Raw genomic sequence first — 14,293 nt, forward strand, 5'->3', positions numbered from 1 at the left:
CCACCCCCCAGTGGTTTGCCAACTCCCGTCGCCCACCGAATGGCGGCGCTGCCTGGACGGCAGCGTTTCGGGGGTCGGCCCGATTATACGCATGCTGCTAGGCCTGCACAGGCCCCGGGCAGCACATCGGCGTCGGGCTCAGATCGTCAGGATTTTGAGCGTGTTGGTCCCGCCCGGCTGACCCTGGGTGTCGCCGTGGGTCATGAGGACGCGGTCACCCCTGGCCGCGAAGCCATGACGACAGACCTGGTCCAGCGCGCGCTGGATCTGGTCGGCCTGCGCTTCATCGGGCTGGTGGGCAAAAAACAGCGGATGGACGTGCTGAAATAGCCGCATCCGCCGCAGCGAAGCCCGGTTGGGGCTGAGCGCGATAATCGGCGCCGGCGAGCGGACCCGGCTGAGCCACTGCGCGGTCGAACCGGAATCGGTCAAGGCGACGATGGCGCGCACCGGCAGGTTGTTGGCCGTCATCATCGCCGCCATGGCGATGGCCTGGTCGATTCGCTCGGCGCGAACGTTCAGGCGCCGGGCGGGCACGTGGGCCTGGACGTGGCGCTCGGCGCCCTCGCAGATGCGACCCATCGCCTCGATCACCTTGACCGGATGCCGCCCGACCGCGGTTTCGGCCGACAGCATGACCGCGTCAGTGCCGTCGATGACGGAGTTGGCCACGTCGAGCACCTCGGCGCGGGTCGGGATCGGGCTGTCGACCATCGACTGCATCATCTGGGTGGCGGTGATCACCGCGCGGTTCTGGTCGAGGGCGGCGGCGATGATGCGCTTCTGCAGCCCCGGCAGTTCGGCTTCACCGATTTCCACGCCCAGATCGCCGCGCGCGACCAGCGCGGCATCGGAGGCCTCGATGATGCTTTCCAGGTTCTCGATCGCCTCGGTGCGCTCGATCTTGGCCACCAGGCCGGCCTGGCCGCCGGCGCGGTGGAGCAGGGCGCGGGCCTGCTCGATGTCGGCGGCGTTGCGCGGGAAAGACACGGCCAGGTAGTCGACCTGCCACTCGGCCGCGCGCTCGATGTCGGCGGCGTCGGCCTCGGCCAGACCGGGCACGGACAGACCGCCGCCGCGCAGGTTCAACCCCTTGCGGTCCGACAGTTTGCCGGCCGTCAGCACCGTGCATTCGATCGCGTCGCCGTCGACCCGATCGACGCCCATGGCGATCAGGCCATCGTCGAGCAGCAGCTCGCTGCCCGGCACCACATCGTCAATCAGACCCAGGTAACCGACCCCGACCCCGGTCTCGTCGCCCGGCGGCGGGTCGGGGCGGGCATACAGGGTAAAGCGCTGCCCGGCCTGGAGTTCCACCGCGCCCTCGCGGAAGCGATCGATACGGATCTTGGGGCCCGACAAGTCGGCCATCACGGCCACGTCGGTGTCGAGCTCGCGCGCGACCGCGCGCACCATGCGAATGCGGCGGGCGTGGGTTTCGGGATCGCCGTGCGAGAAGTTGACCCGGACCACGTCGCAGCCGGCTTCGATCAGGCGCTCGAGTACCTCCGGTTCGTCGGTCGCCGGCCCCAGCGTGGCGACGATCCGGGTCCGGCGCTTCATGAGCCGCTCGCGCCCCGACCGAAGCGGCTCGAATCAGGCCAGATCACGACTGATCCGCATGACGTTGGGATTGCGCCGCAGCCGACGCATAACGCGGGCAAGCTGGTCGCGCCCGGTCACGCTCAGGACAAAGCGCAGCACGGCCGTCTCGCGGGTGGAGTGGCTCTGGTCGACCTGCTCGATATTGGCGCCGATCTGGCCCAGGGCGGCCGATATCGAGGCCAGCACCCCGGGACCGTTGACGGTGATCAGGTTCAGCGCGACCGAGAAATGTCCGTGGATCAGGGGCTCCCAGGTCACCTCCAGGCAGCGGTCGGCGTAGTTCTTTTCCAGTTCGGCCACGTTCGGACAGCGCTGGCGATGGATCACCACACCCTTGCCGGGCGAGAGGTAGCCCATGATCGGGTCGCCGGGAATCGGATGGCAGCACGAAGCGTAGATCACCGCGCTGCCCTCGTCGCCGCCGATGGTCAGGCTGGCCTGGTCGCCGTCGGGGTCCTTGCGGTGACGCTGGGTCAGCGGCAGCAGTTTTCCGGCCACCGCCCGGGCCAGCAGATCGCCGCGAGCGATGCGCACCAGCAGGTCCTCGAGCCGTTCCAGCCCGGACTTTTTCAGGTAGCGCTCCAGGCGCCGCTGGGAGATGGTTTCCAGCGAGTAGCCGCGCCGGCCCAGGGCCTGGTCGAGCAGCCGATCGCCGATCGCCACCGAATCGGCCTGCTCGAGATTCTTCATGTGCCCGCGGATGGCCGTGCGGGCCTTGGAGGTGACCACGAACTCCAGCCACTCCGGCTGCGGCTTGGCCCCTTGCCGGGTGATGATCTCGATGGTCTGGCCGTTTTCCAGCCGGGTGTTGAGGGGCAGGGCGATGCCGTCGATGCGCGCGCCCACGGCCTGGTTGCCGACGTCGGTGTGGATGGCGTAGGCGAAATCGAGCGCGCAGGATTCGGCCTTCAAGTCGATGATCTTGCCGCGCGGGGTGAACACAAAGATCTCGTCGGGGAACAGTTCGGCCTTGGCCGAGCTCATGAAGTCGTTGGCGTCGGGTGCGCGCGACTGGGTCTCGACCAGCTTGAGCAGCCACTCGCGCGCGCGCACCGCGGTCGAGCGATCCGGCGAGGCCTTGTACAGCCAGTGGGCCGCCGCGCCCTTTTCGGCCACCAGGTCCATCTCCTCGGTCCGGATCTGGATTTCCACCGGCACCCCGAACGAGGAGTTGAGCACCGTGTGCAGCGACTGGTAACCGTTGGCCTTGGGCAGCGCGATGTAGTCCTTGAAGCTGCCGGGCTTGGGCTTGTAGAGCGCGTGGGCCACGCCCAGGGCCTGGTAGCAGTGGGGCTCGGAATGGGTGACGATGCGGAAGGCATAGACATCCATCACCCGTTCATAGGGCACGTTCTTGTCGCGCATCTTGCAGTAGATGCTGTACGGGGTCTTGGTTCGGCCCTCGATCCGGCACGGAATCCCGGCCTCGCCCAGGCGCTTCTTGAGCGCGGAAGTGATCGAGTCGATCACCTCCTGGCGGTTGCCGGCCAGCTTGGCCACCCGCCGCTCGATGACCCGGTGACGGTTGGGATAGAGGTTGGCGAAACCGAGTTCCTCGAGCTCTTCCTTGAGCACGTTCATGCCCAGCCGGTCGGCGATCGGGGCGTAGATCTGCAGGGTCTCGCGCGAGATGCGGTGGCGGGCGGTGGCCGACATGGCGCCGATGGTGCGCATGTTGTGGGTGCGGTCGGCCAGCTTGATGAAGATCACCCGCAGGTCGCGACTCATGGCCAGCAGCAGCTTGCGGAAGCTTTCCGCGTCGGCCTCGAGCCGGGTGCGGAACTTCATCTTGTCGAGCTTGGTGACCCCGTCGACCAGCTTGGCGACGTCGGCGCCGAATTCGCGCACCAGGTCGTCGCGCTCTACCGGCGTGTCTTCGATGGTGTCGTGCAGGATGGCCGCGGTAATGGTCTGGTGGTCCATGCGCATCCCGGCCAGGATGCGCGCCACGGCGACCGGATGCAGGATGTAGGGTTCGCCGGAGCGACGGGTCTGGCCTTCATGGGCGTTGGCGCCGATTTCGTAGGCGCGCAACACCATCGCGACCTGCTCCGGCTCAAGATAGGTGTTGAGCAGATCCCTGAGTTCGCGGACCGGCCCCGGCAGCATCAGGCAGGGTACCGGGAATCAGTCGTCGTCGTCTTGCGGCGGTGGCGGCACCTCGGCCTGCATGGCCGCCAGGCGGGCGTCCAGATCGGCCTGCAGTTCGCCGATGTTCTCGTCGTCGACCACGCCGTCGGCGATCTCGCGCAGGGCGATCACGGTCGGCTTGTCGGACGACTCCTCGACCAGCGGATCGGCGCCGTTGGCAATCATTCGGGCGCGCTGGGCGGCGGTGACCACCAGCTCGAAGCGGTTGGGTACTGCGTCGATACAGTCTTCTACGGTAACTCGTGCCATGACCGGCTCTTTTTCTACGGATAGCCGTCTATTGTAATGCTGCCGGCGGCTTCATCCAATAGGCACTGAACGTGCGCGTTCTGGCGCGATCTGCGCTGCGGCCAGGCCGAAACGATCGCCACCAGCTCGGCCAGGGCGGCATCGAAGTCGTCGTTGACCACCATCCAGGAAAAATCCCGGCAGGCCTCGATCTCCCGACGGGCCTCGCCCAGGCGGCGGCGGATCACCTCCTCGGCGTCCGAGCCGCGGCTGCGCAAACGCTCGGCCAGGGCGGCCATGGAGGGCGGCAGGATGAAGATCGAGCAGGCCTCGGGAAAGTGACGCGCGACCTGGGCCGCGCCCTGGACGTCGATTTCCAGCAGCACGCTGCGGCCGCGCGCCCACAGCGCCTCGACCCGGGAACGATCGGTGCCGTAGTAGTTGCCAAAGACTTCGGCGTACTCCAGATAGCGGCCCTGTTCAATGCCGCCCCGAAAGGTCTCGATGTCGACGAAGTGATACTGCTCGCCGTCGATCTCGCCGACCCGGGGCGGCCGGGTGGTATCGGAAACCGACAGCGCCAGGTGATCGAGACGCGCCAGCAGCGCGCGCAGCAGGCTGGTCTTGCCGGTGCCGCTGGGCGCGGCGATCACGTACAACTCGCCGTCACTCGACATTCTGGATCTGCTCGCGCATCTGCTCGATGAGCACTTTCAGCTCCACCGCCGCCTGGCCGGTCTCGACCACTGCGGCCTTGGAACCCAGGGTGTTGGCCTCGCGGTTGAGCTCCTGCATCAAAAAGTCCAGGCGCCGGCCCACCGGCTCGTCCAGCCCGAGCACGCGCCGGATCTCGGCCACGTGCACGCCCAGGCGATCGAGCTCTTCGTCGACGTCGAGCTTCTGCAGCGCCAGGACGACTTCCTGTTCGATCCGGCCGGGGTCGACCGGCTGTTCCAGCGCGGCCAGGCGCTCGCGCAAACGCTGATCCAGCCCGGCGCGGATTTCGGGCAGGTGGGCGCGTACCTCGGCCACCTGCTGCTCGATGCCGGCCAGGCGCTCCTCGATCATTGCCGCGATCGCCGCGCCTTCCTGCTCACGCGCCGCCACCAGCGCCAGCAGCGCCTCACCGAGCAGCTCGACGGCGGCCACGTGCTCGCGCTCGAAATCGAGGCGCTCGTGGGTGACCAGTCCTGGCCAGCCGAGCAGGTTGACCAGATCCGGTTCGGCGGCATGGCTGCCGGTCTGGGCGGCCAGGTCACGGACGAGATGACCGAGGCGCTGGGCCAGCTGTGTATCGAGCGTCAAGTGGGCCGATTCGGCGCCCGGGTCGGGCTGAAAGCGCAGGCTGGCCTCGACCTTGCCGCGGTTCAGGGTCTGCTTCAGGGCGTCGCGCACCTGGGGTTCGAGCACGCGGAACTCCTCGGGCAGACGCAGATGCAGGTCCAGGTAGCGCTGGTTGACCGAGCGCAGCTCCCAGGTCAACTGACCGCGGTCGGTCTGCAGCGAGCGCTGCGCGTAGGCGGTCATGCTTCGAATCATGGTCGTTTAAGGGTATCCGGCGGTGGGTTTGCGGGTCTGGGCCCGGAACGACATGGTAACCTTGCCGCCCGCAAAACAGGAAAGGAATGCATCGTGACCAGACCCTCAGGCCGCGCCGCCGATCAGCTGCGCCCGGTCGTCATCGAGCGCCATTTCACCATGCACGCTGAAGGGTCGGTGCTGATCAGCTGCGGCGACACGCGCGTGCTGTGCACCGCGAGCGTGGAAGAACGCGTGCCGCCCTGGCTCAGGGGCAAGGGCCAGGGCTGGGTCACGGCCGAGTACGGCATGCTGCCGCGCGCGACCGGCACCCGCAACCAGCGCGAGGCCAGCCGCGGCAAACAGGGTGGCCGCACGCTCGAAATCCAGCGCCTGATCGGCCGCAGCCTGCGCGCGGTCATCGACCTGGAAGCCGTCGGCGAGCGCTCGATTACCCTGGACTGCGATGTCCTGCAGGCCGACGGCGGCACCCGCACCGCCTCGATCACCGGTGCCTACGTGGCCCTGGTCGACGCCGTCGACCGGCTGTTCGACGCCGGCAAGCTCAAGCGCAACCCCATCCACGGCCGGGTCGCCGCGGTCTCGGTGGGCATGCTCGGCAGCGACGCCGTGCTCGACCTGGACTACGCCGAGGATTCGACCGCCGACACCGACTTGAACGTGGTCATGAACGACGGCGGCGGCCTGATCGAAATCCAGGGCACCGCCGAGGGCCATGCATTCCATCGGCACGAGCTCGACGCCATGCTCGCCCTGGCCGAAAAAGGCGTCGACGAATTGATCCAGGCCCAGGAGGCCGCGCTCAGTGGCGCTTGAGCAGCTGGTCCTGGCCAGCGGCAACAAGGGCAAGCTCAAGGAGTTCCGGCACCTGTTCGAGCCGCTGAATATCGAAGTCCACGCCCAGTCGGAGTTCAAGATCCCGCCGGTGGCCGAAACCGGGCTGACCTTTGTCGAAAACGCCCTGCTCAAGGCGCGCGCGGCCGCCCGGGTGGCGAAGCTGCCCGCCCTGGGCGACGATTCCGGCCTGGTCGTCCATGCGCTCAAGGGTCAGCCCGGCATCTACTCGGCGCGTTTTGCCGGCGCCCGCGCCAGCGACCGCGACAACAATGACCTGCTGCTGGAAAAACTCACCGGCGTGACGCCGGAGCATCGATCCGCCCGGTTCTACTGCTGCCTGGTCCTGCTGCGCCACCACCGCGACCCGGCCCCGATCATCGTCAGCGGCACCTGGCACGGGACCATCCTGGAAGCCCCGCGCGGCAAGGGCGGCTTCGGCTACGACCCGCTGTTCTTCGATCCCCAGCTCGGCGCCGGCGCCGCCGAGCTTTCGATGGCTGAAAAAGCCCAGGTCAGTCACCGCGGGAAGGCGCTCAAGGCCTTGATTGAAGATTTGAAGGGTTAAGGGTTAAGGGTTCAGGTTTCAGGGGTGGCCTCGGCAAGCCTTTCCTGAACCCTGAACCCTGAAACCTGAACCCTGAAACCTGCAACCTGAACCCTTGCATTTACAATCTCCCCGTGCTCCAGCTGCCTCCGCTATCGCTCTACATCCACTTCCCCTGGTGCGTGGCCAAGTGCCCCTATTGCGATTTCAATTCGCATGCGCTCAACGGCGAGCTACCCGAGGATCGCTACATCGACGCCCTGCTGGCCGACCTGGAGCTGGAGTTGCCGCGGGTCTGGGGCAGGCCGGTGCACAGCATCTTCCTGGGCGGCGGGACGCCGAGCCTGTTCCCGGCCGCGGCGATGGATCGGCTGCTGTCGGGGGTGCGCGCAAGGCTGACGCTGGCCCCGGACGCCGAGATCACCATGGAGGCCAATCCCGGCACCATCGAGCATGACCGTTTCGAGGACTACCGGTCGGCCGGCATCAACCGCATCAGTCTAGGCATCCAGACCTTCAGCGATCGCCATCTCAAGACCCTGGGCCGGATTCACGGCGGCGACGAGGCGCGGCGCGCGATCGCGGCCGTGCGCGCGGCCGGTTTCGACAACTTCAACCTCGACCTGATGTGGGCCCTGCCGGACCAGAGCCTGGACGAGGCCGTCAACGACGTCGAGCAGGCCCTGGCCTATGCGCCCGCGCATCTGTCGCACTATCACCTGACCATCGAGCCCAACACGGTTTTCGCGGCGCGGCCGCCGACGCTACCCGACGAGGAGGCCGCCTGGGACATGCAGGAGGCCTGCGGGCAGCGACTGGCGGAGGCCGGGTTCGATCAGTACGAGGTCTCGGCCTGGGCCCGGCCCGGCGCGATCAGCCGCCACAACCTCAACTACTGGCGCTTCGGCGATTACCTGGGCATCGGCGCCGGCGCCCACGGCAAGATCACCCTGCCGGCCGAAGACCGGATCGTTCGCACCCGCCGCAAGTCCCATCCGCGGCCGTACCTGAAGGCGCTGGAAGACGCCAGCTTCATGGCCGAGGAGAAAACGCTGAGCGCCGAAGACCGCATCTTCGAGTATTTCCTCAACCGCCTGCGGCTGGGCGAGCCGTTCGACGTCGGCGAATTCAGCGCCCTGACCGGCATTGCCGCCAGCCAGGTCACCCCACGGCTGGACCGCGCGCTGGCGCTGGGGCTTCTGGAGCGGTCCGGCGAACGCTACAGCGTCAGTGCACGCGGCAATCGATATCTGAACGATCTGCAGGTCCTGTTTCTGCCTGAGGGGTAGACTTCCCTGATGGGTCTTCGACACAACATGCTGGCGGTCGCCCTGGCGGCACTGCTAGGTTTTCTTCCGGGATCCCGGGCCCTGGCCGACGAGGTCTGGGTGCGCATCGATCAACCGGACACGATGCTGCGGGCGCAGCTGCCGGATGAGGCCATCGACTACGGCGCCTTCGTCTGGATGCCGGAGCGGGTGCTGCCGGACGCCGCCCGCGGTGTTTCGCGCATCCACCGGCAAGAGCGGCCGTTTTCTATGCCCGTGGCGGGCCGCACGACCGACCCGGCAACACTGCCTGACGCTGGCCGCCGAGTGACCGCTGATCCTGAAGAATCCGGATTCCACCTGGTCCAGTTCCGCGGTCCCGTGAAGCATGCCTGGCTGAACAGCCTGCGGGCTCGCGGACTGGAACCGATGCAGTTCATCGCACCCAACGCCTACCTGGTCTGGGGCCGCGAGGATCAGCTGCCGCCCAGCCATGCCCGAAGCGGTCATCCGGTGCGCTTTGCCGGGTCCCTGCCCAGCAGCACGCGCGTGCATCCACTTCGAAACACACCGGATCCACACGAACACGCCCGGGCAATGATCTACGGGCCTGCTGCGCACGCAACCCTGGCCGCCATGCGCAAGGCCGGCGCGCGCGTGCGCGACTGGCGGGCGGTGGGCGGTCGCTTGTTCGTCGTCGATATGCAGGTCGAACCGGCACGCTACCCGGACCTGCTCGCCATCGCCGGCGTACTGACCGTCCAACAGGTCAGCCAGGACGCCGGCCCGCGTGGCGAGATGGCCAACCAGTCGGTGGTCACCCTCCGCACGCCCGGGCAAACGCTGGAGCCCGGCTACCGCGACTGGTTGAACGCCATCGGCCTGGACGGCGACGGCGTAGTGGTGGCCGTCGTCGATGCCGGCGTTCGCCAGACCCATCAGGACCTGGCCGGACGATTCGTCGACTGCGCACCCGGCACCACCACCCCGAGTTCCTGCAGCCAGGCCAACGACGACCATGGCACGCATGTCGCCGGTGCGATAGCGGGTACAGGGGCAAGCAACACCCTTGACGATGCCGGGTTCCTGCGCGGCCTGGGCATGGCCCCCGGCGCCCGCCTGGTCCAGCAGCGCTACCCGCCACTCCTGGCAGCCGGGCCGGCCGGCATGCTGCCCGGCGGGATGCTGACCATTTTTGCTGAATCCGCGCTCAGTGGGGCAGTGCTGGCCAACAATTCCTGGGGTCCCAGCGGCACGCCACAGGGCTATGACATCCCCAGCCGGGAAGTCGACCTGGTCACCCGCAACGCCCTGCCCGATGCACGCCATCCGGCGCCCATCCTGCCGGTGTGGTCGATCATGAACGGCGGTGGCGACAACCCCGACAGCGTATGCGCCCCGGCCTCGCTGGGCGCCCCGGACGAGGCCAAGAACGTGCTTGCCGTTGGTTCGAGCAAGATGCAGTTCGGTGACGGCAGCCAGCGCCCGGGCCTGTTCGATATCTCGGCCAACAGCGCCCACGGCCCGGCCTGCGATGGGCGTCGGGTGCCGCAGTTGATCGCGCCGGGCTGCGCCACCGACAACCCCATCGCCACCGCCGACGACGCCTACAGCAGCAACTTCTGCGGCACCTCCATGGCCTCGCCCGTGGTCACCGGCGCCGCCGCGCTGTTTGTCGAGCAATACCGCGCAAGCCACGGCGGTGCCACACCCAGCCCGGCACTGATCAAGGCCCGGCTGACCGCCAGCGCCCGCGACCTCCAGGGTTTTCGCGACGCCGATGGTCTTGTTCTGGAGCATCGGCCCGACCGCAAGCAGGGCTGGGGCCGACTGGACGCCGAGGCCGTCCTGCGTCCGGATCAAGAGGTGTTCATGCTCGACCAGACGCGCATTTTCAACGCCACCGGCCAGGCCTGGACCGGTCGTTTCACCCCCGTCGATCCGACCGCGCCCATGCAGGTCATGCTGGCATGGAGCGATGCCCCCGGCCACGGTCTGGGCGGCACCATGCCGGCGTGGGTCAACGACCTGGATCTGATCGTTCATCAGGAGGGGGTGTCTTTATACGGCAACGGCTTCGGCACCGACGGCTTCTCGATCACCGGCACCAGCCCGGACCCGGCCAATAACCTGGAGGGCGTCGTTCTCGCCGCCGACCAGCATCAAGGCGAGCCCGTGCGGATCGAAGTGCTGGCGGCCAACCTGGCCGCCGACGCCATCGACCCCTGGAACCCCGGCGTGCCGGCGCAGGACTTTGCCCTGGCCTGCGTCAACTGCGAGCGTGCGCCGGATTTCACCCTCAGCCTGTCGCCGCAAGCCTTGCGCGGGTGCGTGGACGAGGGCCCGCTGACCGCGCAGGCAACCGTGCGCTCGGTGCTGGGATTCGAAGAACCCGTCAGCCTGACCGCGCAGGCGCTGGACGGCTTCGGCGGCACGCTGGATCTGCAAGCTGTCACCGAGCTTCCGGCTTTCAGCACAACGCTGTCGGTCGAAACCAAGGCCGTCGAGGCCGGCGACTATCGGGTTTTGATCGAGGGCTCGTCCGTCGAGGCCGGCAGCATCAGCAGCATTCTCGATCTTGGACTGGATGCCCCGTTAAGCACGGGCCCGGACGCCGTTTCTCCATCCTCGGAAGAACCCGTCTCCATCGCCGCGGGGTTTGCCTGGACGGCGCTGGACGGGGCCGAACAGTACCGCTTCGAACTGGCCAGCAGCCCGGATTTCAGCAATCCGCTGGAACAGCGGGTACTCGAAGTCCCGGCGTGGCAGCCCCAGCGCTGGCTGGAACCCGGCAGCACCTATTACTGGCGCGTGCGCGGTGAAAACGCCTGCGGCGCCGGCACGGTGTCAGAAACCTTCTCGATCGAGACCGAGACCGGCCCCGCCTCAGCCCTTGGATTCGTCACCCAGCCCGACCCGGACGGCCAAGGCGGGTTCGTGGCGCCGATCGAGGTCGAAATCCTCGACGCCGACGGCGAGCGAATGACCGGTGACAACCAGAGCCTGGTCGAACTCAGCCTCGATCAGGCTCCCGACGGCACCGGCCTGACCGGGACCCTGGTCAGCCGGGCCAATGCCGGCGTTGCGACCTTTGAGGATCTGGGCATCAGCGCCGAAGTCGACGGCGATTTTGCGCTTCGCGCCAGCCTGAACGCGAACGAATCACTGGCCCTGGAAGGATTCAGTCTCGGCACGCTGCAGACCGAAGTGCGCGAAGCCGCCGCCGGCCTGACCAGCGCCTCATCGGTGGTCGGCCTGGCGTTTTCCGGGACCGTCACGGGCATCACCGACAGCCCCAGTTTCGCTTCCGACCTGCGTCTGGTCATCAGCGCACCGGACGGGCGTGGCGCCAGCCTTGGGGGATTTGAGACCGCGTCTGATCAGCCGTGGGAGTTCGAGGGCGAGGACTCCAGCAGCGACGGCGCTTACCGAAGCGAGCATCCCACCCTGTTCAGCGATCCGGGCGCGCCCGTCGCCGACGAGGGTTTCTGGCAATTCGAATTCCGCAACGACTTTGCCAGCGGCGAACTCATGAGCTGGGACGAAGTCGTAATCACCCTGATCAAACAGCCCATCGAAACCGTGAGCGACAGCGCGCCAATCCAGGGCTCCCGCATCTTCCAGGACCGCTTCGAGACCGACTAAAAGGCCATGCAAGCCATCATCGCCATCGCCACGCTGCTGGTGGGTATTGCCATCATCCTGATCGGCAACGGTCTGCTGGGCACCCTGCTGGGGGTGCGCGGCGGGCTGGAAGGCTTTTCCAGCGCCATGCTGGGCCTGATCATGGGGGTGTACTTTGCCGGCTACGTGGCCGGCACGCTGGTCGTACCGGGCATGATCCGCCAGGTCGGCCACATCCGCATCTTCACCGCGCTGGCCTCGATCGCTTCCATCGCCACCCTGACCCACGGCCTGGTGGTCCACCCGGTCAGCTGGATGCTGGGCCGGGCGGTAACCGGTTTTTGCATCGTCGGCATGTACATCGCCATCGAAAGCTGGCTCAACAGCAAGACGGCCAACGACAGCCGCGGCCACGTGTTTTCAGCCTACATGACGACCACCCTGCTCGGGCTGGGCCTGGGGCAGGTCCTGCTGCTGGCCGGCGATGTCGACACCCTGTTCCTGTTCGCCCTGGCGTCGGTGCTGCTGTCGCTGGGGCTGGTGCCGGTGGCCCTGACGCGCGTGCGCGAGCCGGTCATCGAGGACGTCGAGCGGCTGGGCCTGCGCAAGCTCTATGAGGTCTCACCGTCAGGCGTGATCGGCAGCCTGTTCGCCGGCCTGGGCACCGGCGCGCTGTGGGGCCTGGGGCCGGTGTTTGCCAGCGGCATCGGACTGGGAACGCGCGGGATCGCGGGCTTCATGGGCCTGACGATTCTGGGCGGGATCCTGATGATGTGGCCGGTCGGCAAACTGTCCGACCGCTTCGACCGCCGCTTGGTCCTGATGTGGGTCTGCCTGTCATCTACCCTGGCCGCTATCGCCGCGCTGTGGCTGACCCGCATCGACACCGGCTGGGTGTTGCTCGGCGGGTTCCTGTATGGCGCTGTCAGCTTCAGCGTGTTTTCGCTGGCGGTGGCCCACACCAACGACCACGTCGACTACGCCCAGATGCTGGAAACCACCGCCAGCCTGCAGCTGCTTTGGGGCAGCGGGGCGGTGGTCGGACCGATCCTGGCCGGCTTTTTCATGCAGTGGATCGGGCCGATGGCCTTCCTGCCGTTCCTGGCCGTCGCCGCGCTGATCCCGGCCATCTTCACCCGCTACCGCATGATCGTCAGCGAGCCGGTCGCGGCGGCCGAACAGAGCGACTACATCCCGCAGTTCGCCACCAGCCCGGTGGCGCTGGAGATGTATCCCGAGCAGGTAGAAGAAATCGAGGAGACCGTCCAGGACGGCGACGACGAAGCCACGCCAGTCTCGGAAGACAGCACGACCGACAGAAGCTGACGGATTCAGAACGAATCGCACCGCTCGATCACCGCCCCGGCACGCGCCATGCTCAAATCCAGGGGTACGGTCACGATCACGCCCACCGCCGGCACCGTGTGCATCGGCGCCGCGGCCCACAACGGCACACGCGGTGCGCTGTCTGTCAGGTGATCGGAAAAGTCAGCTCGGCGATGAACTGCCCGCCTTCGATTCGGGTCTTGAGCCCGTAGCGCTCCTCGTAGGCCAGGGCCAGGCGCTGGCGGATGTTTTCCAGGGCCGAGTGGTTGCCCTCAACCGGCCGGCTGTCGGTATCGGCCAGCGGATTGGTGACGGTAAAACGGATGCGGCCGAAGCGGATGCGCCGGCCTTCGATCCGAAGCGTCCCGCCATCGGCCCGGCGCGAGATGCCGTGGATCACGGCGTTTTCGACCAGGGGCTGGAGCAGCAGCGGCGGCATCTGCTGATCCAGCGGCAAGCCCTCGCCAAGCTGCCAGTCGACGTTCAGCCGGTCCCCCAGCCGCAGCTTCTCGATACGCAGGTAGCCCTCGATCAACTCGATCTCATCGGACAAGGCGTGGGTGGCATCTTCCTTCAAGCCTGTCCGGAGCAGATCCGACAAATCCACCGTCGCCTGCTCGGCCTGGTCGGGGTGGTCGTGGATCAGGCTGGAGATGGTGTTTAAGGTGTTGAAAAGAAAGTGGGGGCGGATTCGGGATTGGAGTTCAAGCAACTTTGATAAAGATTCGGCGCGCCAAGACAGGCGCCGGGACTTTATCATCCTCAATAACCAAATGGATACCGCTGACATAATAGCTGAAAGCAGACCATTCCGAATTACAAAATATAACGAGCCGCTTGCTAACTGCTCATCAGACAAAATTTCAAATTTAGGGTCGACGTTTACCGTATAAGAAAAACCGATTACAAACACCGGCAAGACTGCAAACGCGCGGATGGAAATATCAACTAGAGAATTCTTCACCTGTTCAGAAAATGACAAACCTCCTATCAACAAGCTGAGAATCGCACACCACGTAGAGAACAAAAGTACTCTTACAAACGTATTAGTGGCTTCTACAAACCCGCCGGTTACAGAAAGAGAGAAACCGGCAGAAAAGGCAATGACGATAAAAATAAAATACAAGACAAGCCTCGCTGGAAGAAAAAACGAGGCTTTCTTGATGAGCAT

12 protein-coding genes are annotated in these 14,293 nt (G+C 66.5%); 5 read left to right on the plus strand and 7 right to left on the minus strand.

Annotated features, from left to right (window positions below; translation table 11 throughout):
* Window positions 1–138 precede the first annotated feature (138 nt).
* The 5 genes from pyk to G3I74_RS00760 are packed head-to-tail and all read right to left on the minus strand — an operon-like array spanning window position 139 to window position 5,523.
* A complete protein-coding gene (gene pyk / locus G3I74_RS00740; protein WP_164209041.1) occupies window positions 139–1,563 on the minus strand; it encodes a pyruvate kinase in 1,425 nt (474 codons plus the stop codon).
* Window positions 1,564–1,596: 33 nt separating this feature from the next.
* Entirely contained in the window at window positions 1,597–3,714 is a 2,118-nt protein-coding gene (locus G3I74_RS00745) for a RelA/SpoT family protein (protein ID WP_164209044.1), read from the minus strand.
* Between the two features lie 18 nt (window positions 3,715–3,732).
* Window positions 3,733–4,005, minus strand: a complete 273-nt coding sequence (gene rpoZ / locus G3I74_RS16165) for a DNA-directed RNA polymerase subunit omega (protein WP_164209047.1) — start codon at window positions 4,003–4,005, stop codon at window positions 3,733–3,735.
* Between the two features lie 14 nt (window positions 4,006–4,019).
* Window positions 4,020–4,661, minus strand: a complete 642-nt coding sequence (gene gmk / locus G3I74_RS00755) for a guanylate kinase (RefSeq protein WP_164209050.1) — start codon at window positions 4,659–4,661, stop codon at window positions 4,020–4,022.
* The gene (locus G3I74_RS00760; RefSeq protein WP_164209053.1) at window positions 4,651–5,523 is read right to left on the minus strand and encodes a YicC/YloC family endoribonuclease; all 873 of its coding nucleotides are present in this window, start codon (window positions 5,521–5,523) and stop codon (window positions 4,651–4,653) included. The genes gmk and G3I74_RS00760 overlap by 11 nt, the downstream gene beginning before the upstream one ends.
* Window positions 5,524–5,616: 93 nt before the next feature.
* Here G3I74_RS00760 and rph point away from each other — a divergent pair, with 93 nt between their 5' ends.
* The 5 genes from rph to G3I74_RS00785 all read left to right on the plus strand — a co-directional run bounded on the left by rph (window position 5,617) and on the right by G3I74_RS00785 (window position 13,122).
* Window positions 5,617–6,339: a ribonuclease PH gene (rph, locus tag G3I74_RS00765; RefSeq protein ID WP_338063030.1), complete on the plus strand. Its 723-nt coding sequence runs from the start codon at window positions 5,617–5,619 to the stop codon at window positions 6,337–6,339.
* Window positions 6,329–6,925, plus strand: coding sequence for an RdgB/HAM1 family non-canonical purine NTP pyrophosphatase (gene rdgB, locus G3I74_RS00770; RefSeq protein WP_338063031.1), 597 nt, complete (start codon window positions 6,329–6,331; stop codon window positions 6,923–6,925). The genes rph and rdgB overlap by 11 nt, the downstream gene beginning before the upstream one ends.
* A 113-nt stretch (window positions 6,926–7,038) precedes the next feature.
* On the plus strand, window positions 7,039–8,193 hold the full coding sequence (hemW, locus tag G3I74_RS00775; protein ID WP_164209060.1) for a radical SAM family heme chaperone HemW: 1,155 nt from the start codon (window positions 7,039–7,041) through the stop codon (window positions 8,191–8,193).
* Between the two features lie 9 nt (window positions 8,194–8,202).
* Window positions 8,203–11,817, plus strand: coding sequence for a S8 family serine peptidase (locus G3I74_RS00780; protein WP_164209063.1), 3,615 nt, complete (start codon window positions 8,203–8,205; stop codon window positions 11,815–11,817).
* 6 nt (window positions 11,818–11,823) lie between these two features.
* On the plus strand, window positions 11,824–13,122 hold the full coding sequence (locus G3I74_RS00785; protein WP_164209066.1) for an MFS transporter: 1,299 nt from the start codon (window positions 11,824–11,826) through the stop codon (window positions 13,120–13,122).
* Between the two features lie 5 nt (window positions 13,123–13,127).
* Here the strand turns inward: G3I74_RS00785 and G3I74_RS16070 are convergent, their stop codons facing one another.
* Both G3I74_RS16070 and G3I74_RS00790 read right to left on the minus strand, forming a co-directional pair.
* Window positions 13,128–13,250 (minus strand): hypothetical protein, encoded by a 123-nt coding sequence (locus G3I74_RS16070; protein ID WP_275401418.1) that lies wholly within the window; start codon window positions 13,248–13,250, stop codon window positions 13,128–13,130.
* Between the two features lie 17 nt (window positions 13,251–13,267).
* Window positions 13,268–14,293 carry a sensor histidine kinase gene (locus tag G3I74_RS00790; protein WP_164209069.1) on the minus strand — a complete coding sequence of 342 codons (1,026 nt, stop codon included), beginning with the start codon at window positions 14,291–14,293 and terminating at the stop codon, window positions 13,268–13,270.

Source organism: Wenzhouxiangella limi (assembly GCF_010499265.1).
GTDB classification, from domain to species: domain Bacteria; phylum Pseudomonadota; class Gammaproteobacteria; order Xanthomonadales; family Wenzhouxiangellaceae; genus Wenzhouxiangella; species Wenzhouxiangella limi.

Coding starts and splice junctions, on each gene's coding strand:
- pyk (WP_164209041.1), bottom strand. CDS start 1,563: ATGAAGCGCCGGACCCGGATCGTCGCCACGCTGGGGCCGGCGACCGAC.
- G3I74_RS00745 (WP_164209044.1), bottom strand. CDS start 3,714: ATGCTGCCGGGGCCGGTCCGCGAACTCAGGGATCTGCTCAACACCTAT.
- rpoZ (WP_164209047.1), bottom strand. CDS start 4,005: ATGGCACGAGTTACCGTAGAAGACTGTATCGACGCAGTACCCAACCGC.
- gmk (WP_164209050.1), bottom strand. CDS start 4,661: ATGTCGAGTGACGGCGAGTTGTACGTGATCGCCGCGCCCAGCGGCACC.
- G3I74_RS00760 (WP_164209053.1), bottom strand. CDS start 5,523: ATGATTCGAAGCATGACCGCCTACGCGCAGCGCTCGCTGCAGACCGAC.
- G3I74_RS00780 (WP_164209063.1), top strand. CDS start 8,203: ATGGGTCTTCGACACAACATGCTGGCGGTCGCCCTGGCGGCACTGCTA.
- G3I74_RS00785 (WP_164209066.1), top strand. CDS start 11,824: ATGCAAGCCATCATCGCCATCGCCACGCTGCTGGTGGGTATTGCCATC.
- G3I74_RS00790 (WP_164209069.1), bottom strand. CDS start 14,293: ATGCTCATCAAGAAAGCCTCGTTTTTTCTTCCAGCGAGGCTTGTCTTG.